The sequence below is a fragment of the Cyanobium sp. T1G-Tous genome, from assembly GCF_024345455.1.
GTDB lineage: Bacteria > Cyanobacteriota > Cyanobacteriia > PCC-6307 > Cyanobiaceae > Cyanobium_A.
Genome location: NZ_JAGQBD010000001.1, coordinates 74,582 through 98,293, shown reverse-complemented (window position 1 = coordinate 98,293; position 23,712 = coordinate 74,582). Strand labels below are relative to the sequence as shown.

Genomic DNA, 23,712 nt, shown 5'->3' with positions numbered 1-23,712 from the left:
CCTGCTCTTGCTAGCTTTCACTTGTCACTAGGGGTGCCCCGCTGCATTACTGCAGCTTCGGGCTGAGATCACACCCTCCGAACCTGATCCGGGTCATGCCGGCGCAGGGAAGTGGAATTGGATTGTGAAACCACTCTCAGGCTGCGCCCCGCCCTATCTGCAGCCTCAAATGCGTAGCGCCTGGATTGAGAAGCGTCGCGGCACCGCGAATTATTCCCAGATGTATTACGCCCGCCAGGGCGTAGTGACTGAGGAGATGGCCTATGTGGCCAAGCGGGAAAACCTGCCCGAGTCGTTGGTGATGGAGGAGGTGGCTCGGGGACGCATGATCATCCCGGCCAACATCAACCACCTCAATTTGGAGCCGATGGCGATCGGCATCGCCAGCCGCTGCAAGGTGAACGCCAATATCGGCGCCTCCCCCAATGCTTCCGATCTCGATGAGGAGGTGGCCAAGCTGCGCCTAGCGGTGAAATACGGCGCCGACACGGTGATGGATCTCTCCACCGGCGGCGTCAATCTCGATGAGGTGCGCACGGCGATCATTAATGCCTCGCCGGTGCCGATCGGCACGGTGCCCGTCTATCAGGCGCTCGAGAGCGTGCACGGCTCAATCGAGAAGCTCGACGCCGACGACTTCCTGCACATCATTGAGAAGCACTGTCAGCAGGGCGTTGACTACCAAACGATTCATGCCGGTCTGCTGATTGAGCACCTGCCGCTAGTGAAGGGTCGCCTCACCGGCATCGTTAGCCGCGGCGGCGGGATCTTGGCCCAGTGGATGCTGTATCACCACAAGCAGAATCCCCTGTTCACCCATTTCGATGACATCATCGAAATCTTCAAGCGCTACGACTGCAGCTTCTCCCTTGGCGATTCGCTGCGGCCAGGTTGCCAGCACGACGCCTCCGATGCGGCCCAGCTGGCGGAACTGAAAACCCTGGGCCAGCTCACCCGCCGCGCCTGGGAGCACGACATCCAGGTGATGGTGGAGGGTCCAGGCCATGTGCCGATGGACCAGATCGAGTTCAACGTCAAAAAGCAGATGGAGGAGTGCAGCGAGGCGCCCTTCTATGTGCTCGGTCCGCTGGTCACCGACATCGCCCCCGGCTACGACCACATCACCAGCGCCATTGGCGCAGCGATGGCCGGTTGGTACGGCACGGCGATGCTCTGCTACGTGACCCCGAAGGAGCACCTGGGCCTGCCCAACGCCGAAGATGTGCGGGAGGGCCTGATCGCTTACAAGATCGCGGCTCACGCCGCAGACATCGCTCGCCACCGCCCCGGCGCTCGCGACCGCGACGACGAACTCAGCCGGGCCCGCTACGCCTTCGACTGGAACAAGCAGTTCGATCTTTCGCTGGATCCGGAGCGGGCTCGCGAGTATCACGACGAAACCCTGCCCGCTGACATCTACAAGCAGGCCGAGTTCTGCTCCATGTGCGGCCCCAAGCACTGCCCAATGCAAACCAAGATCACCGATGAGGATTTAGCTGGGTTGGAGCAGGTGCTGGCGGAGCAGAAGGCGGGCCAAGCCGCCGCCGTCTGAGCCAGGCGGGCGGCCCGCTAAGGACTGTGACCCTTGCCGGTTGCCCCTAATCGTCCTGGCTACGGTTCAGCCAGTGCGATTAGGCAGGCAACACCATGACTGAACTCGGCAAGTGCCCCTTCAACCACGGCGAAACTTCAGTGGCGGGCCGCGGTCCCGCGCCGCGCGACTGGTGGCCCCAGCAGATCAACCTGGCGATCCTGCGCCAGCACAGCCCGGCCTCCAATCCGCTCGGTGAGGCTTTTCACTATGCCGAGGCCTTCCAGCAGCTCGATTACCCGGCCCTCAAGGGCGACCTGATCGCCCTGATGACCGACTCCCAAGACTGGTGGCCCGCCGACTGGGGCCACTACGGCGGGCTATTCATCCGCATGGCCTGGCACAGCGCCGGCACCTACCGCACTGCCGATGGCCGCGGCGGCGGCGGCACCGGCAACCAGCGCTTCGCGCCGATCAACAGCTGGCCCGACAACGGCAACCTCGACAAGGCCCGCCGCCTGCTCTGGCCGATCAAGCAGAAATACGGCAACAGCATCTCCTGGGCCGACTTGATGATCCTGGCTGGCAACGCCGCCCTCGAATCGATGGGGCTGCGCACCTTTGGCTTCGGCGGCGGCCGCGCCGACATCTGGCAGCCGGAGGAAGACATCTACTGGGGCAACGAAAAAACCTGGCTCGGCGATGAGCGCTATAGCGGCGATCGCCAGCTGGAAAACCCACTGGCTGCCGTGCAGATGGGGTTGATCTACGTGAACCCTGAGGGCCCTAATGGGGTGCCCGATCCGGTGGCGTCGGGGCGCGACGTGCGCGAGACCTTCGCCCGCATGGCGATGGACGACGCGGAGACCGTGGCCCTCACCGCCGGCGGCCATACCTTCGGCAAGGCCCATGGTGCCGGCAGCGAAGAGCTGATGGGCCCGGCCCCGGAAGGCGCTCCCCTGGAGCAGATGGGCCTGGGTTGGGCCAATCGCCATGGCAGCGGCAAGGGGGCCGATACCACCACCAGCGGCATTGAGGGCGCCTGGAAACCCAACCCCACCCGCTGGGACATGGGCTATTTCGACATGCTGTTTGGCTACGAGTGGGAGCTGATCAAGAGCCCCGCCGGTGCCTGGCAGTGGCAGGCGAAAGACTGCCGCGAGGAGCACCTGATCCCCGACGCCCACATCCCCGGGCTCAAGCATCCGCCGATGATGACCACGGCGGATCTGTCGCTGCGCTTCGATCCGATCTACGAGCCGATTTCACGCCACTTCCACCAGCACCCGGAGGCCTTCGCCGATGCCTTCGCTCGCGCCTGGTTCAAGCTCACCCACCGCGACATGGGGCCCAGGAGCCTCTACCTCGGCCCCGAGGTGCCCGCCGAAGAGCTGATCTGGCAGGACCCGATCCCAGCGGTTGACCATCCCCTGGTGGATGGGGCCGCCATCGCCGATCTCAAGGCGCGTGTGGCCGCCTCCGGCCTGAGCGTGGCTGAGCTGGTGAGCACCGCCTGGGCTTCGGCCTCCAGCTTCCGCGGCTCCGACAAGCGCGGCGGCGCCAACGGCGCCCGGGTGCGGCTGGCGCCGCAAAAAGACTGGGCCGTCAACGAACCCGAGCAGCTCCAGCGGGTGTTGGCGGTGCTCGAGGGCATCCAGCAGGCCTTCAACGCCTCCCGCACAGATGGCGTGCGCGTGTCGCTGGCCGATCTGATCGTGCTAGCCGGTGGCGTGGGCGTGGAGCAGGCGGCGGCCGCTGGGAGCCACACCGTCGATGTGCCGTTCACACCGGGGCGGATGGATGCCAGCCAAGAGCACACCGATGCGGCCTCGTTTGCGGTGATGGAGCCCCAGGCCGACGGCTTCCGCAACTGGCAGAAGGCTCCGATGAGCGTGAGCGCCGAGCACCTGCTGGTGGACCGGGCCCAGCTTCTCGGTCTCAGCGCCCCCGAAATGACCGTGCTGGTGGGTGGCCTGCGGGTGCTGGGCGCCAACACTGGCGCCCAGCACCATGGCGTGTTCACCGAGCGGCCGGGGGTGTTGAGCAACGACTTCTTCGTGAACCTGCTCGACATGGCTACCAGCTGGAGCCCCACCGATGAGACCGGCGAGCTGTTTGAAGGGCGCGATCGCCGCAGCGGCGCGCTGCGCTGGAGCGGCAGCCGGGTGGATCTGGTGTTCGGCTCCAACTCCCAGCTGCGGGCGATCGCCGAGGTGTATGCCCAGGGCGATGGCGCCGGCCGCCTCGTGGGCGACTTCGTGGCCGCCTGGGTGAAGGTTATGGAGGCCGATCGCTTCGACCTCAAGGGTTGATCGGCGGCTGCACTCCTGCCGAGCTGCCATTAAAAAAGCCCCGCCACATTGGCGGGGCTCCTGGCTAAGTGGGGGCTCAGCCGTTGGGAATCATCCCAGCCCTTTGGCAGTGGCCACCACGTTGTCGACGGTGAAGCCAAACTTCTCGAGGCAAACCGGACCAGGTGCCGAAGCACCGAAGCGGTCGATCGAGATGCAGGCGCCATCAAAGCCGGTGTACTTGTGCCAGCCGAAGGAGCTCGATGCTTCCACCACAACGCGCTTGCGCACGGCGGCGGGCAGCACGCTTTCGCGGTAGGCGGCATCCTGCTCTTCGAACAGCTCGACGCAGGGCATCGAAACTACCCGCACGTTTTTGCCTTCGGCGCGCAGCTGGGCGGCGGCTTTGGTGCAGAGCTCCAGCTCGGTGCCGGTGCCAATCAGGATTAGTTCCGGGGTGCCATTGCTGTCTTCTAGGATGTAGCCACCTTTGGCTACATGGGCTGCAGTCGAACCAGGCTGGTTGGCCATGGCCTGACGGCTGAGGGCCAGCACGGTGGGGCGCTTGCGGTTGGTGACGGCCACCTGATAAGCACCCATGGTTTCGTTGCCATCGCCGGGGCGCATCACCAGCAGGTTGGGGATGGCGCGCAGGTTGGCGAGGGTTTCCACAGGCTGGTGGGTAGGGCCGTCTTCGCCCAGACCGATCGAGTCGTGGGTGAGCACGTAGATCACGCCCAGCTCGCTCAGGGCTGAAAGGCGCATGGCGCCGATCATGTAGCCGGCGAACACCAGGAAGGTGCCGCCGTAGGGGATCAGGCCGCTGCCGTGGTAAGCGATGCCATTCATGATCGCTGCCATGGCGTGCTCGCGCACACCGAAGTGCAGATAGCGGTTGGCCTCACCACCCTTCTGGAAGCTGGCCTCGCCCTTGATATCGGTGAGGTTGGAGTGGGTGAGGTCGGCGGAGCCGCCGATCAGCTCGGGCAGGTTGGGGCCGAAGGCGTTAAGGGCGTTGTAGGAGTGCATGCGGGTGGCCAGGCCCTTGTCTTCGGGGCTGAAGCTCGGCAGGGAAGCGTCCCAACCCTGGGGAAGCTCGCCGCGCAGCTGGCGCTCAAATTCAGCCGCTTCAGCTGGGTACTGGCTGCGATAGGTGGCCAGGCTGGCGTTCCAGGCGGCTTCTAGTGCTTCACCGCGGGTAATCGCTTGGCGCCAGTGGTCGTAGGCATCCTGAGGAACCTCAAATTCGCCGTAGCTCCAGTCGAGGGCTTTGCGGGTGAGCTCTGCCTCGTCGGCGCCTAGGGCTGCGCCATGAACTCCAGCGGTATTGGCCTTGTTCGGTGAGCCGTAGCCGATCGTGGTGGTCACCTTGATCAAGCTGGGCTTGTCGGTGACGGCCTTGGCGGCCTCGATGGCTTGGGCAATGGCGGCCACATCGGTGTTGCCATCCTTGACGTGGATGGTGTGCCAGCCATAGGCCTCGTAGCGCTTCAGCACGTCCTCGGTGAAGGACACCGAGGTGTTGCCGTCGATAGTGATGTGGTTGTCGTCGTAGAGGGCAATCAGCTTGCCCAAGCCCAGGTGGCCGGCCAGGGAGGCGGCTTCACCGCTCACTCCTTCTTGGTTGCAGCCGTCGCCCATGATCACGTAGGTGTAGTGATCAACCAGTTCGCAGCCGGGCTTGTTGAACTTGGCAGCCAGGTGCGCTTCGGCGATGGCCAAGCCCACGGCGTTGGAGATGCCCTGGCCTAGAGGTCCGGTGGTGACCTCAACTCCTGGGGTTTCGAAGGTTTCAGGGTGACCAGGGGTGCGGCTGCCCCACTGGCGGAACTGCTTGATGTCTTCGATGGTCACCGAGTCGTAGCCGGTGAGGTGCAGCAGCGCGTAAAGCAACATGCAGCCGTGGCCAGCCGAGAGCACGAAGCGGTCCCGGTTGAACCACTTGGGGTTCTTGGGGTTGTGCTTGAGCAGCTTGTCCCACAGGGCGAAGGCCATGGGGGCGCAGCCCATGGGCAGGCCGGGGTGGCCCGAATTGCTCTTATTGATCGCGTCAATCGCTAAGAAGCGGATGCTGTTAACGCAGAGCGATTCGACGGATGTGGAAGGAGCGGCGACCATGGCTAAGGCAGGTGGGGGAGTGGGAGGAGGAGGCTCACGCCATGCGGCGGAACGCCAGGCAGACGTTGTGACCGCCAAACCCGAAGGAATTGGAGAGCACCACGTTGAGGGTGTGTTCCCTGGCCTGGTTGGGAACCACATCCAGATCGCAGGCCGGATCCGGATTTTGGTAATTGATGGTAGGTGGCACCAGGTTGTGCTCAATAGCCAGCACCGCTGCGACCGCCTCAATGCCGCCGCTGCCACCTAGGAGGTGGCCGGTCATCGATTTCGTGGAGCTCACGGGTATGCGGTAAGCCCGATCCCCAAGGGCACTCTTGATGGCGGAGGTTTCGTTGCTGTCGTTGGCCTGGGTGCTGGTGCCGTGGGCATTGACGTAGTCGACGGCTTCTGGCTCAAGCCGGGCATCCTTGAGGGCAAGACGCATGGCTTCGGCGCCGCCGACCCCTCCAGGGGTGGGTGAGGTGATGTGGTGGGCGTCGCAGGTCATGCCGTAGCCCACCACCTCGGCCAGGATCTGGGCACCGCGGGCCCGGGCGTGCTCCAGGCTCTCGAGCACAATTACTCCGGCGCCTTCGCCGATCACGAAGCCGTTGCGCTCGGCGTCAAAGGGACGACTGGCCGTGGTGGGGTCGTCGTTGCGGAAGGACAGCGCCTTAGCGCTGGCAAATCCCGCTACTCCCAAAGGGGTAATGGCCGATTCGGCACCACCAGCGACCATCACGTCGGCTAGGCCCATCTGGATCAACCGGTAGGCATCACCGATGGCATTGGAGCCGGCGGCGCAGGCGGTGGCTACCGCACTGCTGGGACCCTTGGCGCCCAGGGCAATCGCCGTCAGGCCAGTGGCCATGTTGGGGATCATCATCGGCACGCAGAACGGACTCACCCGATCCGGGCCCCGATCCTTGAGCACGTGGGCCTGGGTTTCCATCATCAGCAGGCCGCCCACGCCGGAGCCGATGGCTGTGCCAACCCGATGTTGGTTGGACTCATCAATGGTGAGCCCCGCATGGGCAACTGCTTGCTTGGCGGCGATTACCCCAAACTGGCAAAAGCGATCCCAGCGCTTGGATTCCTTTGGCTCTAGCCAGCCGGAGGGATCAAAATCTTTAACTTCAGCTGCAAAGCGACAGGCGTGACGACTGGCATCAAAAAGAGTGATGCCCGCCACGCCATTGCGCGCCGTGCTCAGACCCTCCCAGTAGCTGGAGACGTCGTTACCGATCGGTGTGATCGCGCCGAGACCGGTGACGACGACGCGCTGGAGACCCTGCACCATGGGGTGGCTCAGGCCTGCTTGTCCTGAATGAACTTGACGGCATCGCCAACGGTGGTGATGCCTTCGGCAGCTTCGTCTGGAATTTCGATGTCAAAGGCTTCTTCCAGAGCCATTACCAGCTCGACGGTGTCGAGGGAATCGGCACCCAGATCATTTTGAAAGTTTGATTCGGGCTTCACTTCCCCAGCGTCAACGCTGAGCTGCTCGGCAACGATCGAGCGCACTTTCTCGTAGATCGCTTCCTGGGACATGGCCGCTGTGAGAGTCGATGCACTCTACGGGTCACCCCGCTGGGCTCCCCCCGGCGTATGAACAAGGGTGACGGGCTGAGGGCTGCGTGGGTGCGTGTCCGGAGGCTGTGGGTACGTTGGGCTCCACGCCGTTTGTTCCCGGCTCAGGCCCATGTCCCACGCCGTCAAGATCTACGACACCTGCATCGGTTGCACCCAATGTGTGCGCGCCTGCCCACTCGATGTGCTCGAGATGGTGCCCTGGGATGGCTGCAAAGCCGGCCAGATTGCTTCCTCTCCCCGCACTGAAGATTGCGTTGGCTGTAAGCGCTGTGAAACTGCTTGCCCCACCGACTTCCTCAGCATTCGCGTCTACTTGGGTGACGAAACCAGTCGCTCGATGGGCTTGTCCTACTGAAGATCATTGGCGCTATTGCCAATAAGCTCAAGCCCGGCCCTTCGCCGGGCTTTTTTGTTGCGCTCCTCGCTGGCCCAGGCCTATGTGCGGCATTGTTGCCCTGATTGGATCGCGGGAGGCGGCTCCCCAGCTGCTGGAGGGTCTGCGACAGCTGGAATATCGCGGCTACGACTCCGCCGGCATTGCCACCGTTGACGGGGCTGGCCTCCATTGCCTCAAGGCAGAGGGCAAGCTTGTAAATCTCACGACCCGCTTTGAGGCCCAGGGGGCCCCGGGCCAGTGCGGCATCGGCCATACCCGCTGGGCCACCCACGGCAAGCCGGAGGAGCGCAACGCCCACCCCCACCTCGATGGCTCTGGTCGTTTGGCGGTGGTGCAAAACGGCATCATCGAGAACTACCGCGGCTTGCGGGAGCAGCTGCAGGCGGAAGGCGTGGTTTTCCTCTCCGAGACGGACACCGAGGTAATCCCGCACCTGCTGGCTCGGGAGCTGGAGAGCCGCCGGGAGGCAGGTGAGCAGGCTTCAGCGGCGCTCCTACTTGCTGCTTTGCAGTCGGTGTTGCCTTTGCTGCAGGGGGCCTACGCCCTGGCGGTGGTGTGGGCAGAAGCCCCTGGAGCTCTGGTGGTGGCCCGTAAGGCGGCGCCCCTGCTGATCGGCCTGGGGGAGGGGGAGTTTCTTTGCGCCAGCGACACCCCGGCCCTGGCGGGCTTCACCCGCACGATTTTGCCGATGGAAGACGGCGAGGTGGCCATGCTCACCCCGCTGGGCATCGAGCTTTATGACGCCGCGGGCCAGCGGGTGCAGCGCAGTCCCAGCCTGCTTAGCGGCACCGAGCACGTTGCGGATAAGCGCAGCTTCCGCCATTTCATGCTCAAGGAGATCCACGAGCAGCCTGAAACGGCTGCCCTTTGGGTGGCCCGGCACCTGCCCGAGGTTGTGGCAGGGGAAGCGACGCCACTGGTGGCGCTGCCTCTGGCGGCTGAGGTGTTTGAGGGGGTGGAGCGGATCCAGATCCTCGCCTGCGGTACCAGCCGCCACGCCGCCCAGGTGGGCGCCTACCTGCTGGAGCAGCTGGCCGGTATCCCCACAAGCGTTTTTTATGCCAGTGAATTTCGTTATGCGCCTCCGCCGCTGAGCCCCCACACGCTCACGATCGGCGTCACCCAGTCGGGGGAAACCGCCGACACCCTGGCGGCCCTGGCAATGGAGCAGGAGCGTCGCCGGCTGGTGGCCGATCCGGCCTACCGGCCGCGGCTGCTGGGCATCACCAACAGGGCAGAAAGCTCCCTGGCTCGGATGGTGGACCACATCCTTGATATTGGCGCCGGCATTGAGGTGGGGGTTGCGGCCACCAAGACTTTCCTTGGCCAACTGCTGGCTTTCTATGGGTTGTCCCTGGCATTTGCGGAGCGGCGAGTGGGCCAGCGGCAGGGTGGCGTGAGCTCGGGCCGCAGCCGCGAGGAGCTCAAGGCGCTGGTGGCCCAGTTGCGGCTGTTGCCCCAGCAGCTCGAAGCCCTGGTGGCAGACCACGACCAGCGCTGCGCTTCCCTGGCCCACCGCTTTGAGGGCACCCAGGATGTGATCTTTCTGGGCCGTGGCATCAACTACCCGATTGCCTTGGAAGGTGCGCTCAAGCTCAAGGAGATCAGCTACATCCACGCCGAGGGCTATCCGGCCGGCGAGATGAAGCACGGACCGATCGCCCTGCTTGATGCCAAGGTGCCGGTGGTGTCAATCGCCATGCCAGGTGCGGTGTTCGACAAGGTGCTCAGCAATGCCCAGGAGGCCAAGGCCCGTGATGCCCAGCTGATTGGAGTGGCGCCCGAATGTCCAGATGCGGAGTTGTTTGATGTCTTGCTGCCGGTGCCGGCGGTAGACGAGCTACTCAGCCCGCTGCTAACGGTGATTCCCATGCAGCTGCTCAGTTATCACATTGCCGCCCACCGGGGCCTGGATGTGGACCAACCCCGCAACTTGGCCAAGAGCGTCACTGTGGAGTGAGGGTCGGAGTGAGGCTGGCGTCGCTGCGTCCGTAGCGATCTTCAAAGCGGACGATGTCGTCTTCGCCTAGGTAGGGGCCGCTCTGCACCTCGATCAGCTCCACCGGAATCTTGCCCGGGTTGGAGAGACGGTGGCGGCAACCCAGGGGGATGTAGGTGCTCTGGTTTTCGCTGACCATCTCCTGGCGACCGTCTTTCTCCACCAGGGCTGAGCCCTGCACCACGATCCAGTGCTCGGCGCGGTGGTGGTGCATCTGCAGCGACAGGCTGGCCCCTGGGTTGACCACGATCCGCTTTACCTGCCAGCGCTCACCCTCGGTGACGCCGTCGTAGGAGCCCCAGGGGCGGTAGATCTTGCGGTGGGCCTTGCTCTCTGGCGCCCCCTCCCTCTCCAGCAGCCCCACTATTGCTTTGACCTCCTGGGCCCGGTCGCGGTGGGCTACCAGCACGACGTCATCGGTTTCCACCACCACCAGATCCTCTACACCGAGCCCCACCACCAGCCGATGCTCGCTGCGTAGATAGCAATTGCTGCTTCCCTCGCTGATCACCCGGCCCCGCAGCACGTTGCCGTCGCTGTCTTGATCGGCGGTTTCCCACAGGGCGCTCCAGCTGCCCACATCACTCCAACCTGCCTCCAGGGGCAACACGGCGCCGCGGTCTGTGCGCTCCATCACCGCCACATCCAGCGCCACACTTGGGCAACTGGCAAAGGCCTCCCGCTCCAGCCGCAGGAAGTCGAGATCGGCGCTGTCTTGCTCCAGCGAGGAACGGCAGGCGCTCACAACCTCAGGTGCGAGCCGCTCCAATTCCGCCAGGATCGCGCTGGCTTTGAACAGGAACATGCCGCTGTTCCAGGTGAAGCGCCCCGTGGCAAGAAATTGCTCGGCGGTAGCCCGATCCGGCTTCTCCACAAACCGGGCGATCGGTACCGGTGCGTTGGCACCCAGCAGCGACTGGGCGGCTTCGATGTAGCCGTAGCCGGTTTCTGGCGCCGTGGGCACGATTCCAAAGGTGACCAGCTGGCCGGCCTCAGCTGCTGCCATCCCCGCCGCCACCGTGGCGCGGAAGGTTGCGGCATCGCGGATCACGTGGTCTGCCGCGAGCACCAGCAGCAGGGGATCATCCCCATGGGCCGTGGCCTGCAGCGCTGCTACCGCCACCGCTGGAGCGGTGTTGCGGCCGATCGGCTCCAGCAGGATCGCTTGGGGCTCCACGCCGATCTGGCGCAATTGCTCGGCCACGATGAAGCGGTGGTCTTCATTGCAGATCAGCAGGGGTGCGCCGAGGCTCGGCAAGCCCTTTAGGCGCTGCTGGGTCTGCTGCAGCAGGGTGTCTTCTCCTGTGCCTGCCAGGGGCCAATACTGCTTGGGGTAGCTAGCTCTCGAGAGCGGCCATAGCCGCGTACCCGTGCCGCCGCACAGGATCACCGGCACAAGTGCACTGCTTGGGGAGCTAGGGCTATTTGTCATGGACCGGACTGGGTTGCTCCCATTCAAGGTCACCTTTGGCTACCCAGCCAAAGGCAGCCTTTTAAGAGTCGCCTAAAGCTCCAGCAGCCCGGGGGGCGGGGTGATGCCGATCCAGCCTTCCTCGAGATGGACTTCCGGCACGATCGCAGTCACGAAGGGGATCAGCAGTCGCCGCGGGCCATCGGGGGTTTCCTGCTCTACCTCCAGCAGGTCGTTGCCAGCGTGGATCAGGTCGCGAACCCGGCCAATGGGCCGTTGATCCTCCAGCAGCCGCACTTCGGTGCCCACCAGGTCGAGCAGGTGAAATTCGCCTTTGGCCAGCTTGGGGCGGTCGGCTAGGGGCACCAGCAACTGGTCACCCACCAGGGCTTCGGCCGCTTCCCGGCTGTCGATGGCGGCGAGCCGCACCACAAACAACTCCTTGCCTGGCAGTTGCCTGCCGCTTAGCAGCTCCACCTGCCGCGGCGCCTCTTCCCGCCGCTGCAACCAGCGCCGGCCGGCCCGGGTAAACCGCTCCGGGAAATCGCTCATGGGCAGCACCCTCAGCTCGCCCTGCAGCCCTTGGGCAGACACCACTTTGCCGACCACAAGTAGATCGTTGGGGGCAGGAGTGGCGATCTGGCTGCTGCTGGTTTGATCGGCCATGGCCAGCTACTTCCCGCGTCACCCGATAATGGCCCTACGCCTCGCCTAAATCATGGCCGACCTGCCGATCCTGCCGGGCTCCACCGTGGTGGTGCGTGACGGCCGCTCGATTTACAACGGCTATCGGGGCTTCGTGCAACGGATCAGCGGCCAGCAGGCCGCCGTGCTGTTTGAGGGCGGTAACTGGGACAAGCTCGTAACCATGCCGCTCAAGCTTCTCGAGCAGGCTTGATAACAGCGAGGGCGGCCCGGGCTGCCTCCTGTTCGGCGCCGCGCCTTGAAGGCCCCCAGCCCGTGTAGTTTGCCTGGCCCGCAATTTCCACTGCGCAATGAAAGCGGCGCGGGTCAGCGTGGACTTGGCTGCGCTCCTGGCAGTCGTAGTGCGGCAGACCCAGCCCGGCTGCCTGGGTCCACTCTTGCAGGGCTGATTTCCAGTTGTGGCGGTCTGGATCGGCCAGTAATTCGCTGCTGCTGCGCTGCCAGTGGGGATTGAGCCAGCGGTGCACCGGCTCCAGTCCGCCCTGGCCGGCGCCCCAGGCTTCATAGAGGCCACCAAGCAGGGCTTCACAGCATTCCGCCCGCACCGTGGCCCGTCCGGCCTGGTCGCCGCTGGCCATTGGGCCGAGGTGCAGCACGGATTCGATCTCGCAGTGCTCGCCCAGTTCGGCCAGCCAGCGGTCGCTAACTAGTTGGGCTCGCAGGGCAGAGCAGCGCCCCACGCTCAGGTTTGGAAAGTGCCGTTGCAAGAACTCGGCTGCGGCTAGGCGCAGCACGGCGTCGCCCAGGAATTCCAGGCGCTCGTGGTTGCGGGCCAGGCCCGCTGAGGTGTGGCTGAGGGCCTCCTCTATGGGGGCAAGGTCGCGGTCGCCAACCTCCAGGCCCAGGGAGCGCAGGAAGGCAACCAGCTGCTGGTGGCGTTCGGGCCGCATGGACTGACGGGGAAAAGGGGTGAAAGCAGGACGTAAGCCGGGTTCTGTTCTCCCACCAGCAAGCCGGTGGGGGGTGATCATCTGTCTGGGACCGCCGTTGCCGGCGGCCTCGAGCGGCGCACTTGAAGCGGGACGGGTGTCATGGCCAACCGTTGTCCCTGGGCCTTGCTCCTAGCTGGGGTTTACCTAGCCAGCACCTCTCGATGCTGCTGGTGCGCTCTTACCGCACCCTTGCACCCTTGCCTGTGCGGGGGGCGAGCCCCCTGCCATCGGCGGTGTATTTCTGTGGCACTGTCCTCACGGTCACCCGCACTGGGCGTTACCCAGCAAGCCTGGCCATTGGGGAGCCCGGACTTTCCTCAACCAAGCGCTCCAGCCACCTCCGCGGAGGTGCCGCAGCCCTGATCGCGATCACCTCGCCTGCTTTCGCATTCCATAATGCCGGTATGGGGCTGTAGCTCAGCCGGATAGAGCGACGGTTTCCTAAACCGTAGGTCGTGGGTTCGAGTCCCGCCAGCCCCGTTCTTTAAAAGCCCAGTCACGCGATAAAGCTTCGCCAAGCCACCCCTTCACGGGTATGGGTAGCGAGCGCTACAGGTGGTGGCCTACCCATTCGCAGCACCGGGGCTAGCGTGGTTCCAGTCGTTTGACCGCGATGACCCAGCTTCACGATCTGCGTCTGCGTCTGCTGGTGCAGCAGGAGAGCGAACGCATCGCCGATAGCCAGCCCGATGAACTCGACCTGTCGGTTGTTCAAGCCCGCTGCCTTTGCTGGCTGGCCCTGCTAGCTGAGGCTCACGAGGAGCAGGCCACCGACGCTGAGCGGACTGGTGACACCGAGCAAGCCATGGGCTGGTTTGCCGATTCGATGCGGCTGCGCGACGTAATCAACGTGGTGACCTCGATCGAGATCCCCTTGGCGGCGTGAGTGCCATGATGGGGACTGAGATCCAAAGGGAGTGCGGTGCCAGAAGAGCCCTGCCAATGCCCTGATTGCCAGCGGTTCTATCGGGAACATGACCGATTGATCCGTGAAAATCCCACCCTGCGCCAGCAGCAGGAGCTCAATTGGGCTGCCTTGCAATCTTTTCGCACCCTGGCAGGCCGGGTGATGGAAGAGTTGCAGAAGCAGCAGGAGGCAACAGAGGCTGCCAGTCAGGCCAACGTCGCTCCTGGCGGCCAAGGGGCAGGTACAGGGGCTGTTGAGGATCAGGGCGCTGAGCCCGATGCCTTCCAGCAGGCCATGGCTGATCTGGAGAACATCAATGCCCACCTCTTCTCCATAGAGGCGCTGATGGAGCGCATCTTTGACGTGCGGGTGCCCGATGAGGTGGAGCAAAAGTTTCGGGAGGTGGCTGGTGAGCTGGCCCCTGATCCACTTAATGCCGATCGCCTAAGGCTGAATCGGCTGCTCCACCAAACTCCAGATCTTCCCGGTTAGACCATCTACCTGCTCAATCCAGCTCGCAGGTGATCGTGACTGGGAAGCTTTCAGCTTTCCAGATCCGATCTGCGTAGTCGCGGATTGAGCGATCTGAAGAGAAGAAGCCACTGCGGGCTGAATTCAGCAGCGACATGCGGTTCCAGCGTCCCCTATCGGCCCAGGCCAGGTCGACCTCGGACTGGGCCCGCAGATACTCGTTGAAGTCGGCCAGCACGAAGAAGGGATCACGGCCGGTGAGGTTTTGCAGCAGCGGCCTAAATAGGTCGCTATCCCCGTTACTGAAGTGGCCCTGCTCCACCAGTCGCAGGATCTCGGCCAACTCGGGCATCCCGCCGATCAGCTCCCAGGGGCGATAACCCGACCGGGACAGCTCGGAGATCTCCTCAGCGGTCTTGCCAAACAGGAAGAAGTTCTCAGCACCCACCTGTTCGCGGATTTCCACGTTGGCGCCATCGAGCGTGCCGATGGTCAGCGCCCCATTCATGGCGAACTTCATGTTGCCGGTGCCGGAGGCTTCCTTGCCAGCGGTGGAGATCTGCTCCGAGAGGTCGGAGGCGGGATAAACCCGTTCCCCCAACTTGACGTTGTAGTCGGCCAGGAAGATCACCCGCAGCCGGCCCTCCATGTCGGGGTCGGCGTTGATCGTTTCGGCGATGCCGTTGATGAAACGAATAATGAGCTTGGCCATGTAATAGCCCGGTGCCGCCTTGCCGCCGAAGATCACCGTGCGTGGGGCCATACCCTCAGCCTGACCATTCTTGATGCGCAGGTACTGGGCCACCACCTGCAGGGCATTGAGGTGCTGGCGCTTGTATTCATGGATCCGCTTCACCTGTACATCGAACAGGGAGCTGGGATCGACCAGCACACCCGTGTGGCGATGGATGTAATTACTCAGCTGGCCCTTAACGCCCAGCTTGGTGGCCTCCCAGCGCTCGAGGAAGCTGCTGTCGTCGACGAACTGCTCCAGGCGGCGCAGCTCATCGAGATGGTTAATCCAGCCGGTGCCAATCGATTCATTCAGCAGGGCCGACAGCTGGGGATTGGCCAGGGCCACCCAGCGCCTCGGGGTGACGCCGTTGGTGACATTGGTGAATTTCTCGGGCCATAGGGCCGCGAATTCAGGAAACAGCTCGGTTTTGACCAGTTCGCTGTGCAGGGCTGCTACGCCGTTGACGTGGTGGGAAGCAACGGTGGCCAGATTGGCCATGCGGACGGCCTTATCGCCCTCCTCATCGATGATCGAGACCTTGCGCAGGATCTGCTCGTTGCCCGGATATTTCAGGCGCACCTGTTGCAAGAAGCGGCGGTTGATCTCGTAGATCAGCTCCAGGTGGCGGGGTAGCAGGGAGCCAAATAACCCCAAGCCCCACTTCTCGAGGGCTTCCGGCAGCAGGGTGTGATTGGTGTAGGAAAGGGAGCGACTGGTGATGTTCCAGGCGACCTCCCAGTCCAGGTGCTTGTCATCGAGTAGCAGGCGCATCAGCTCTGCCACGGCGATGGCCGGGTGGGTGTCATTTAGCTGCACCGCCCAGTGATCGGGGAAATCCGTGATCGGGATGCCGCGGGCATCGAGGTTGCGGATCATGTCCTGCAGGGAGCAGCTCACGAAAAAGTGCTGCTGCTTCAGGCGCAGACGCCGACCCTCATCCGTGCCGTCGTTGGGATAGAGCACCTTGGAGAGGGTCTCGGAGCCCACCTTCTCCTCTACGGCGCCGTAGTAGTCGCCGCTGTTGAAGGCGTAGAAGTCAAACGATTCGGCGGCATCGGCTCGCCATAACCGCAGCCGGTCGCAGGTGTTGACCCGATAGCCCAGCACCGGCACGTCGTGGGGAATGCCGATGGCGTGCTCGGCCGGAATCCAGCGCACCCGGTGGGTGCCGTGCTCATCGCGGTAGCTCTCAGTGTGGCCGCCGAAACCCACGAAGCAGGCTTGATCGGGGTGGGGCAGCTCCCAGGGCCAGCCGCTCTTGAGCCACTTATCGGTGATCTCCACCTGCCAGCCATCGCGGATCAGCTGGTCAAAAATGCCGAATTCGTAGCGGATGCCGTAGCCGGTGGCTGGGATTTCCAGCGAGGCCAGCGACTCCAGGAAGCAGGCCGCCAGCCGACCCAGGCCTCCGTTGCCCAGGCCAGGCTCCTCCTCAACATCGAGGATTTCGTTGATGTCGTTGATGCCGAAACGGCGCAGGGCTTCTGCCGCTTCCTGCTGGATGCCCAGCATCAACAGGTTGTTGCCCAGTTGGGGCCCGATCAGAAATTCAGCGGAGAGATAGGCCACCACTCGAGTCGGGGTGGCACTGAGCGCCTCAATGCCAGCCAGGTATCGGGTCATCAGCCGGTCGCGCACCGCGTAGCTGAGGGCCATGTAGAGGTCGTGGCGGCTGGCCGTGGGGGCGAGCTTGCCGAGCGTGTAAAAAAGGTGCTCGGTCATGCCGTCGAACACGTTGTCCGCGGTCAGGCCACTGCGATCTGGATCGGCGTAGCAGCCCGGGGTGGGCAGACGCAGGTTGCTGGGTTGGAGGTCGCTCATTGGCGTAATTCTCCCGCATGGGCCGCTGCAGGCAGTGGGTTCCATCGCCAGTTGGTGACATCCTCCGCATCCATGCCGTGCTCATGGGCGTGGGCCCGGTTGGCCAAAATCGCCTCCTTCATGCGCTCCTTGACGTGGGCGGCGCGGGAGCCCAGGCCCGCAACCCGGTCAATCACATCAATAACCAAGTTGAAACGGTCGATCTGATTGTTCATCGCCAGCTCCAGAGGGGTGTTGATGTTGCCTTTTTCCTTATATCCGCGCACATGGAAGTTGACGTGGTTGGTGCGGTGGTAGGTGAGTCGGTGGATTAGCCACGGGTAGCCGTGAAAATTGAAGATTACCGGTCGGTTTGTGGTGAACAGGCTGTCGAAGTCCCGATCGCTGAGGCCGTGGGGGTGTTCGCTCGGAGTGGTGAGAGCAAATAGCTTCACCACATTGAGCACTCGGATTTTTAGGCTCGGAATTTCACGCCGCAGAATTTCAACTGCGGCAAGGGTTTCCTTAGTAGGGATGTCGCCCGCGCAGGCCATCACCACATCAGGCTCATCTGGTTCGGTGCCGCACTCGTCGTTGCTCGCCCAGCTCCATAGGCCTATGCCTTTGGCCACGTGGGCCCGGGCCTGCTCCAGAGTTAGATATTGCAGGTGTTTCTGTTTGTCAGAAACGATGATGTTGCACACGTTCGTTTCCTGTAGTGCCTGTTCAGCTACCGCCAGCAGGCTGTTGGCATCGGCCGGCAGGTAGACGCGCACCACCTCGCCACTTTTGTTGCCGGCGAGATCGATGAAGCCAGGGTCTTGGTGGGTGAAGCCGTTGTGGTCTTGGCGCCACACGGTGCTGGAGATCATGCAGTTCCAGGGGGAAATCGGTGCGCGCCAGGGGGCGTGGTGAATGCAGGATTCCAGCCACTTGGCGTGCTGGTTGAACATCGAGGCAATCACATGGGCGAAGGCCTCATAGGTGTGGAAAAAACCATGGCGGCCGGTGAGTAGGTAGCCCTCCATCATTCCCACCAAGGTGTGTTCGCTCAACATCTCGACAACGCGGCCGCTGCGGGAGAGCTCACTGCCGTTGAGGTCTTCCGGCAGAAATTCCTCCATCCACACCTTTTTGCTGACCTCGTAGATGGCTTGCAGCCGGTTGGAGGCGGTTTCATCCGGTCCGAACACCCGCACGGAATCGGGGTTCAGGGCAATGGCATCGCGCAGCAGCTCCCCTAGGGGAGCGGTGTTTTCGGCCTCGTGCCTGCCCGGCTGCTCGACGGGCACGGCGTAGTTTTTGACCGGCGGCAGGTGCAGGCGGCGGCGCAGCAGCCCACCATTGGCATGGGGATTGGAGCCCATGCGGCGCTGGCCGCTGGGCGAGAGGGCCCGCAGCTCGGGAATAAGGCTGCCCTGTCCATCAAAGAGTTCGTCGGGGCGGTAGCTCTGCAGCCAGGCCTCCAGCATCTGCAGCTGCTCCGGATCCCCCTTGGGGTTGGCCAGGGGCACCTGGTGGCTGCGCCAGAAGCCTTCCAGCTTTTTGCCATTTAGCTCAGCCGGCCCTGTCCAGCCCTTAGGCGATCGCAACACGATCATGGGCTAACGGGGCCGGTTGACGTTGCTGGGATCGCCGCTGCGGCGGGCCTCCGCCTGCACCTCTTGAATGCGGTTTATGGCGCTGTCCATGGCGGCTGCCATGGCTTGGTGCATCGCCATCGGCTCGCTGCCTTCCACAAACAGGGGCTCCCAGCCGTAGCCCCGCATCAAGCTGGCGAGTTCCTGCCTGGGGATGCGGGCCAGCAGGGTGGGGTTGGCGATTTTGTAGCCGTTGAGGTGCAGCACCGGCAGCACGGCGCCGTCGGATGCGGGGTTGAGGAACTTGTTGATGTGCCAGCTGGTGGCCAAGGGCCCGGTTTCCGCCTCGCCATCGCCGACGCAGGCCAGGGCGATCAGGCTGGGGTTGTCGAACACCGCCCCGCAGGCGTGGGAGAGCACGTAGCCGAGCTCGCCGCCCTCGTGGATCGAGCCAGGGGTTTCCGGTGTGCAGTGGCTACCGATGTGGCCGGGGAAGGAAAACTGCTTAAGGAAGCGCTGCATGCCGGCAGCATCCGTCGATTTGTCGGGATAGATCTCGCTGTAGGAGCCATCGAGGTAGGTGGGCGCCAGTACCCCAGGGGCGCCATGGCCCGGGCCCGACAGATAAATCATGTCGAGCTCGTGGGACCGGATCACCCGGTTGGCATGGGCCCAGATGAAGGATTGACCCGGGCTCGAGCCCCAATGCCCCAGCAGCCGACTTTTGATATGGGCAGGTTGGAGCGGTTCGGCCAGCAGGGGGTTGTCCTGCAGGTAGATCATCCCCACCGCTAAGTAGTTGGCGGCCCTCCACCAGGCATCAAGACGCTGCAGTTGCTCTGCCATTGCCCGCGTCATCTACTCAATATTCAGACCGTAGCGATGGTTGCCAAATCCCAACCCCACGCCCGAATAGAGATCAGGGTCCAAACACCTTGGCGCGGGCGGCTTTAAGGTCGCGCCTCCCACTACCGCGCACCCACCTTTCCATGGTTCTGCCAGCGCTTTTGCTTGAAATCGGCAGTCACCAAGCCGAAGTTGCTGAAACCCTTATCTCGGTGGGCGAGTTTCTGGTGATCTTCGTGGCGGCCAGGCTGCTGGCGGAGCTGATGGTGCGGGTGCAGCTGCCCACAATTTTGGGAGAGCTGGTAGCTGGCGTTCTGATTGGCGTTTCCGGCCTGCATTTGATCGTGCCGCCCGAAACCCAGGTCCAACTCAGCAGTTGGGGCTTGGGCTTGCTCAGCTCCCTGGCCGATCTTTCACCGGAAAAGGTGCAGGAGATCTACGCCGAGACCTTCCCGAATCTGCAGGCGGTCTCCCAGATCGGCCTGTTTGCCCTGTTGTTTCTCACCGGACTGGAAAGCGAGCTCGATGAGCTGGTAGCGGTGGGTGCCCAGGCCACCACCGTTGCCGTAACCGGGGTGGTGCTTCCTTTTGCCCTAGGCACTGCGGGCCTTTATTACATCTTCCACGTGCCCCTGATTCCGGCGATCTTCGCCGGTGCGGCGATGACGGCCACCAGCATCGGCATCACCGCCAGTGTGTTTGGTGAGTTGAAGTTTCTGCGCACCCGCGAGGGTCAGACGGTGATCGGCGCGGCCGTACTCGACGACATTCTCGGCATCGTGATCCTTGCGGTGGTGGTGAGCCTGGCTGGCGGCGAGGGCTTCAGCCTTGGCCCGATCCTGAAGTTGGTTGCGGCGGCAGCGGTGTTTGTGGCGGCGGCCCTGTTCCTGAGCCGCACTGCTGCTCCTGGGTTCGACTGGCTGCTCGATCAGCTCAAGGCCCCTGGCGAAGTGGTGGTGGCGGCCTTCGTGGTGTTGTCGCTCTGCTGTTTTGTGGCCCAGGCGATCGGCCTAGAAGCCGCTCTTGGCGCTTTCGCTGCAGGCTTGATTCTCAGCTCTTCTAAGCACACCCATGCGATCCAGGACACCGTTAAGCCCCTGGTTGCCCTGTTTGCCACGATCTTCTTTGTGCTGATTGGCACCGGCATGGATCTGTCGGTGCTCAATCCGCTGAACCCTGAGAACCGGGAGGGATTGATCGTGGCGGCCTTCCTGCTCACCGTGGCGATTGCCGGCAAGGTGGCAACCGGCTGGAGCTATTTCAGCAAGGAGAAAACCAACCGCTTGGTGGTGGGTTTGGGGATGATGCCCCGCGGCGAGGTGGGCTTGATTTTTCTCGGCCTGGGTACCCAGGCTGGCCTGCTTACCAAGCCGCTGGAGGCCGCAATCTTGCTGATGGTGATCGGCACAACCTTCCTGGCGCCGATCCTGCTCAGACTGGTGCTGGGTGGCAGCGCTGGAGGTCCGGATCTTGATCCACTTGCCGAAATTCCAACCTGAGCGCTGGGGCCTGAGTTGGGGGGGCTGGCTAGACAACCGCCACGGTGAGTGGTGGCTGCTCGCCCAGCTGGCCCTGATTGCCGCCCACCTGCTGCCGCCCTGGCCTGCCCCCGGCGCCTGGGGTTATGCCTGGCCCCTCCCCCTAGCTTTGGCCGGCGCCCTGCTGCTGCTGGTTGGTCTGGTGTTGGCGGTCCAGGCGTTCTGGGGGCTGGGTTCCAGCCTTACGCCCCTGCCTGATCCGATTCCTGGCGCCCCATTGGTGACAAGCGGGGCCTACGGCCGTTGCCGTCACCCCCTCTATCAAGCGGTGCTGCTTTGTTCCTTAGGGGTGAGTTTGGCCCTTGGCAGCCTGCTGCATCTGGCCTTGCTGCTGGCCCTGGTGGCCGTGCTGGGCGGTAAGGCGCGCCGCGAGGAGCGGGCCCTTGAGCTTGCCTATCCCGATTACGCCACCTACCGGGCCCGCACACCAGCAATCATTCCCCGTCTTCCCTGGCTCGACTGGCGAGCGCTGTGAACAGCCCCCAGCCTGCGGCGATCAGGCCGAGGCTGCTGGCCCAGTCGGGGCCCAAAGCCCAGCTCAGGCCTAGGTCGGCCAGCACCCCGATGGCCAGGGCCAGCAGCAAGCTGCTAATCACCAACATCACCTGCTGGACAGGGCTCGGCAGGGAGCCCGCGGCCAGGGCTTCCTCCAGGCGCCCCAGGGGGCCGCTCAAGGGGAGGTACAGAGCTAGGGCCCACAGGGCGATCCCAGGTAGGAAGGGGCTCCAGTCAGGGCTGGTGAGGGGCAATGGCGCGCCGCAGATCTCCCTAGCATCGACCACCCTGGACAAATCAAGGTGGCTTCCTTGTCTGCACTACAGCCCTGGAGCTACGCCGGCCATCCAGTACATGCCATCGCGGCTGCGCCGGCTGAGCCCGAGGGCCCCGCGATTCTGCTGGTGCATGGCTTCGGCGCCTCCACTGATCACTGGCGCCACAACATTCCCGTGCTGGCCCAGCGCCATGAGGTGCACGCCATCGATCTGCTGGGCTTTGGCCGCAGTGCCAAGCCGGCCGAGCTGGCCTACGGCGGCTCCCTATGGCGTGATCAGCTGGCCGCCTATGTGCACGAGCGCATCGGCCGGCCGACGGTGCTGGCGGGCAATTCCCTTGGCGGTTTTTCAGCCTTGGCGGCTGGCGCTGCCTTGGGGGACCAGGCGGCCGGGGTGGTGCTGTTGAATGCGGCAGGGCCGTTCAGCGATGAGCAGGCGCCGCCTAAGGGCTGGGGAGCGATCACCCGCCAGACCATTGCGGGAGCCCTGCTCAAAAGTCCGGTGCTGCAGCGGTTGTTGTTTGAAAATTTGCGCCGGCCGGCCACGATTCGCCGCACCCTCAACCAGGTGTATGTCGACAAGACCAACGTCGATGAAGCCTTGGTGGAGGCGATCCGGCGGCCGTCGCTGGATCCGGGGGCTTTCGGTGTCTTCCGCACCGTGTTTGATATCCCCCGCGGCCAGCCCCTCGATGAGTTGTTTGTCCAGCTGACATGTCCGTTGCTGTTGCTCTGGGGCATCCGCGACCCCTGGATCAACGCCGTGGGCCGGCGGGCTGCTTTCCAGCGCCATGCTCCTGCAGGCACCAGCGAAGTGGTGCTCGAGGCGGGTCACTGTCCCCACGACGAGGTGCCAGATCAGGTGAATGCTGCCCTGCTCGACTGGATCGCCGGCCTTAGCTCCGGGGCGGCTCCACTCCAGGCAGATTCACTCCCGGCAGGCGACCGCGCGACAGTTGCTGCTTCGGGTCAAACTGCCGTTTGATCGCTTCGATCAGGGGCCGCGATGGGGCATCCAGCCAGGCTGGCAGTTTGCTGCTGGCCGGCTGGCGTAGCACCGTCAGGTAGCCGCCACCCTGCTGGCAATAGCGCCTGAGCGCCTCCACCTTGTAGGTAGGTAGGGCTGAGGCAGTTGCCCAGGCGATACCTAGGCCACTGCCAGCCCCCAGGACCACCGGCAAGCCGGCCAGGGCTGGATCTTTGAGCAGGGCAGTCGCCTGGTTGGGGCGCACCGCCAGCCGCAGCAACCAGTCGCTGGACCCAGTTTCAGACCCTTGGCTTTGGCCTACCAGGCTTGCGAGTTGGGCAGGTTCAAGAGTTTTGGCCGTGATTGCCAAGGGAGCAGCCTTGGCGGCGATGCAGCCGATTTGCTCATTGAGAGTGAGGGCGTTGATGCTGGCCAGGCTGATCAGCAGTCCGGTGCCGTCTTCTTGGGGGGCAGGGGGGCGCCACCAGTCGATCCGCTCCGGGCTGAGGCTTGAGCCCAGCAGCCAGGCGGCCAGTTGGCCGAGGGCTTCGAGCGGCCCCTCCAGCTTCAGGCCGCGCCGCTGGGGCGGCTCCGGCATGGTGCGCAGCGTGAGGCTGCTGATCAGGCCTAAGGACCCCCAGCTGCCCGCCATCAAGCGCATCAGGTCGTAGCCGGCCACGTTTTTCACCACCTTGCCCCCGGCCCGGGCGCGGGTGCCGTCGCTGCGGATCAATTCCAGGCCAATGATCTGGTCGCGCACGCCCAGGTAGCGCTGGCGCAGACCTCCGGCCAGGCCCCTGGCCACCAAGCCGCCCAGGCTGCCGCTGGCTTGGCCGCTCATGCCACTGCCCCAGGGCCAGTCAACGGCTAGCCATTGCCTGTGGCGGGCCAGTTCGGCTTGCAATTCGACCAGGGGCGTGCCGGCTAGGGCCGTCACAGTGAAATCGCCAGGGCTGTGTTCAACGATGCCGCTCAGCCGCCTACAGCTCACTGTGGCGCTGGCGCCCACAACTGGTGGCCCCCAGTTGAGTCGGCTGCCCAGGCCCGCGGGTTGCCAGGGCGCAGCCTGCTGGTGCAGCTCGCGCACCAGCTCCTGCAGCTCCCTGGGCTCCGGAGTCATCACGGCACGATGGTGC

Annotated in this window: 19 protein-coding genes, 1 tRNA gene, 1 other RNA gene, 1 pseudogene and 1 riboswitch; of the genes and pseudogenes, 11 read left to right on the top strand and 11 right to left on the bottom strand. The window is 64.0% G+C overall.

The window, feature by feature from the left end:
• Positions 1–19 precede the first annotated feature (19 nt).
• Positions 20–127, top strand: a riboswitch (TPP riboswitch).
• 42 nt (positions 128–169) lie between these two features.
• Together thiC and katG are read left to right on the top strand one after the other, a co-directional pair.
• On the top strand, positions 170–1,552 hold the full coding sequence (gene thiC / locus KBY75_RS00475) for a phosphomethylpyrimidine synthase ThiC (RefSeq protein WP_255022551.1): 1,383 nt from the start codon (positions 170–172) through the stop codon (positions 1,550–1,552).
• A 95-nt stretch (positions 1,553–1,647) separates the two neighbouring features.
• Complete coding sequence (katG, locus tag KBY75_RS00470) at positions 1,648–3,843, top strand: catalase/peroxidase HPI (RefSeq protein WP_255022550.1); 2,196 nt, start codon at positions 1,648–1,650, stop codon at positions 3,841–3,843.
• A 90-nt stretch (positions 3,844–3,933) separates the two neighbouring features.
• Here the strand turns inward: katG and tkt are convergent, their stop codons facing one another.
• The 3 genes from tkt to acpP are packed head-to-tail and all read right to left on the bottom strand — an operon-like array spanning position 3,934 to position 7,473.
• Positions 3,934–5,940 (bottom strand): transketolase, encoded by a 2,007-nt coding sequence (tkt, locus tag KBY75_RS00465; protein WP_255022549.1) that lies wholly within the window; start codon positions 5,938–5,940, stop codon positions 3,934–3,936.
• 34 nt (positions 5,941–5,974) lie between these two features.
• Entirely contained in the window at positions 5,975–7,222 is a 1,248-nt protein-coding gene (gene fabF, locus KBY75_RS00460) for a beta-ketoacyl-ACP synthase II (RefSeq protein WP_255022548.1), read from the bottom strand.
• 8 nt (positions 7,223–7,230) lie between these two features.
• Entirely contained in the window at positions 7,231–7,473 is a 243-nt protein-coding gene (gene acpP, locus KBY75_RS00455) for an acyl carrier protein (RefSeq protein WP_106632933.1), read from the bottom strand.
• 151 nt (positions 7,474–7,624) lie between these two features.
• Here acpP and psaC point away from each other — a divergent pair, with 151 nt between their 5' ends.
• Both psaC and glmS read left to right on the top strand, forming a co-directional pair.
• Positions 7,625–7,870: a photosystem I iron-sulfur center protein PsaC gene (gene psaC, locus KBY75_RS00450; RefSeq protein WP_006042515.1), complete on the top strand. Its 246-nt coding sequence runs from the start codon at positions 7,625–7,627 to the stop codon at positions 7,868–7,870.
• Between the two features lie 82 nt (positions 7,871–7,952).
• Complete coding sequence (glmS, locus tag KBY75_RS00445) at positions 7,953–9,872, top strand: glutamine--fructose-6-phosphate transaminase (isomerizing) (RefSeq protein WP_255022547.1); 1,920 nt, start codon at positions 7,953–7,955, stop codon at positions 9,870–9,872.
• Here glmS and KBY75_RS00440 read toward each other — a convergent pair.
• Positions 9,859–11,343, bottom strand: coding sequence for a mannose-1-phosphate guanylyltransferase/mannose-6-phosphate isomerase (locus tag KBY75_RS00440; RefSeq protein WP_255022546.1), 1,485 nt, complete (start codon positions 11,341–11,343; stop codon positions 9,859–9,861). The two genes, glmS and KBY75_RS00440, sit on opposite strands and share 14 nt — an antisense overlap.
• 72 nt (positions 11,344–11,415) lie before the next feature.
• The gene (gene rimM, locus KBY75_RS00435) at positions 11,416–11,988 is read right to left on the bottom strand and encodes a ribosome maturation factor RimM (RefSeq protein ID WP_255022545.1); all 573 of its coding nucleotides are present in this window, start codon (positions 11,986–11,988) and stop codon (positions 11,416–11,418) included.
• Between the two features lie 52 nt (positions 11,989–12,040).
• Here rimM and KBY75_RS00430 point away from each other — a divergent pair, with 52 nt between their 5' ends.
• Positions 12,041–12,220, top strand: a complete 180-nt coding sequence (locus tag KBY75_RS00430; protein WP_106632954.1) for an NAD(P)H dehydrogenase subunit NdhS — start codon at positions 12,041–12,043, stop codon at positions 12,218–12,220.
• Here the strand turns inward: KBY75_RS00430 and KBY75_RS00425 are convergent.
• Together KBY75_RS00425 and rnpB are read right to left on the bottom strand one after the other, a co-directional pair.
• Entirely contained in the window at positions 12,198–12,917 is a 720-nt protein-coding gene (locus KBY75_RS00425; protein ID WP_255022544.1) for a ribonuclease III family protein, read from the bottom strand. The genes KBY75_RS00430 and KBY75_RS00425 overlap by 23 nt on opposite strands.
• Positions 12,918–12,934: 17 nt before the next feature.
• Positions 12,935–13,345: RNase P RNA component class A (gene rnpB, locus KBY75_RS00420), an RNA gene on the bottom strand.
• Between the two features lie 20 nt (positions 13,346–13,365).
• On the opposite strand from rnpB, the gene KBY75_RS00415 reads away from it, so the two are divergent.
• From KBY75_RS00415 to KBY75_RS00405, 3 genes are all read left to right on the top strand, one after another.
• Positions 13,366–13,439, top strand: a tRNA-Arg gene (locus KBY75_RS00415).
• Positions 13,440–13,572: 133 nt separating this feature from the next.
• On the top strand, positions 13,573–13,845 hold the full coding sequence (locus KBY75_RS00410) for a hypothetical protein (RefSeq protein ID WP_255022543.1): 273 nt from the start codon (positions 13,573–13,575) through the stop codon (positions 13,843–13,845).
• A gap of 36 nt (positions 13,846–13,881) precedes the next feature.
• Complete coding sequence (locus KBY75_RS00405) at positions 13,882–14,358, top strand: hypothetical protein (RefSeq protein WP_255022542.1); 477 nt, start codon at positions 13,882–13,884, stop codon at positions 14,356–14,358.
• Between the two features lie 13 nt (positions 14,359–14,371).
• Here the strand turns inward: KBY75_RS00405 and KBY75_RS00400 are convergent, their stop codons facing one another.
• Both KBY75_RS00400 and KBY75_RS00395 read right to left on the bottom strand, forming a co-directional pair.
• Positions 14,372–16,894 (bottom strand): glycogen/starch/alpha-glucan phosphorylase, encoded by a 2,523-nt coding sequence (locus KBY75_RS00400; RefSeq protein WP_255022541.1) that lies wholly within the window; start codon positions 16,892–16,894, stop codon positions 14,372–14,374.
• Positions 16,891–19,311 (bottom strand): annotated as a pseudogene (locus KBY75_RS00395) (phosphoketolase). The gene KBY75_RS00400 and the pseudogene KBY75_RS00395 overlap by 4 nt, the downstream one beginning before the upstream one ends.
• 131 nt (positions 19,312–19,442) lie before the next feature.
• Here KBY75_RS00395 and KBY75_RS00390 point away from each other — a divergent pair.
• Together KBY75_RS00390 and KBY75_RS00385 are read left to right on the top strand one after the other, a co-directional pair.
• A complete protein-coding gene (locus KBY75_RS00390; protein WP_255022540.1) occupies positions 19,443–20,798 on the top strand; it encodes a cation:proton antiporter in 1,356 nt (451 codons plus the stop codon).
• Positions 20,779–21,312, top strand: coding sequence for an isoprenylcysteine carboxylmethyltransferase family protein (locus tag KBY75_RS00385; RefSeq protein WP_255022539.1), 534 nt, complete (start codon positions 20,779–20,781; stop codon positions 21,310–21,312). The genes KBY75_RS00390 and KBY75_RS00385 overlap by 20 nt, the downstream gene beginning before the upstream one ends.
• Here the strand turns inward: KBY75_RS00385 and KBY75_RS00380 are convergent.
• On the bottom strand, positions 21,272–21,619 hold the full coding sequence (locus tag KBY75_RS00380) for a hypothetical protein (protein ID WP_241518349.1): 348 nt from the start codon (positions 21,617–21,619) through the stop codon (positions 21,272–21,274). The genes KBY75_RS00385 and KBY75_RS00380 overlap by 41 nt on opposite strands.
• A 15-nt stretch (positions 21,620–21,634) precedes the next feature.
• Between KBY75_RS00380 and KBY75_RS00375 the strand changes: the two genes are divergently transcribed.
• Positions 21,635–22,594 carry an alpha/beta fold hydrolase gene (locus KBY75_RS00375; RefSeq protein ID WP_255022538.1) on the top strand — a complete coding sequence of 320 codons (960 nt, stop codon included), beginning with the start codon at positions 21,635–21,637 and terminating at the stop codon, positions 22,592–22,594.
• On the opposite strand, the gene KBY75_RS00370 is transcribed toward KBY75_RS00375, so the two are convergent.
• Positions 22,506–23,696 carry an FAD-binding oxidoreductase gene (locus tag KBY75_RS00370; RefSeq protein ID WP_261347105.1) on the bottom strand — a complete coding sequence of 397 codons (1,191 nt, stop codon included), beginning with the start codon at positions 23,694–23,696 and terminating at the stop codon, positions 22,506–22,508. The genes KBY75_RS00375 and KBY75_RS00370 overlap by 89 nt on opposite strands.
• Positions 23,697–23,712 lie beyond the last annotated feature (16 nt).